Raw genomic sequence first — 342 nt, 5'->3', positions numbered from 1 at the left:
ATGCGCGGTGGAGTCGTGGACTATCTGCTGAAACCTGTGATGTTTCCTCGCTTAGAAGCGGCGCTGAAAAAATATCAATCGCAGCTGCAAGAGTTTGAAAGTGTGTCTGATTTGAACCAAGGTTTGGTCGATAAGATGCTGCAAGCCAACGCGAAAGCGGACTCAGGAAAAGTGTCAACCTTACCCAAAGGGATTGATGGCGTAACGCTTGATAAAATTAGAGCCATTTTTCAACAAGCCGACATTGCTGATATTACAGCAGATGAAGCAGGTGAACGTATTGGAGCAAGCCGAACCACCGCTCGACGCTATTTGGAATTTCTAATCACGACTGGTGAGTTA

General features: G+C 46.2%; 1 pseudogene. It reads left to right on the top strand.

From position 1 onward, the window contains the following. A pseudogene (locus AB4512_RS23900) lies at positions 1-342 on the top strand (two-component system response regulator); the annotation flags it as partial.

Source organism: Vibrio sp. 10N.222.52.B7, from assembly GCF_041474275.1.
Lineage (GTDB): Bacteria > Pseudomonadota > Gammaproteobacteria > Enterobacterales > Vibrionaceae > Vibrio > Vibrio crassostreae_C.
The sequence above is the reverse complement of the archived record's forward strand: the minus strand, read 5'-3'. Positions and strand labels throughout refer to the sequence as shown.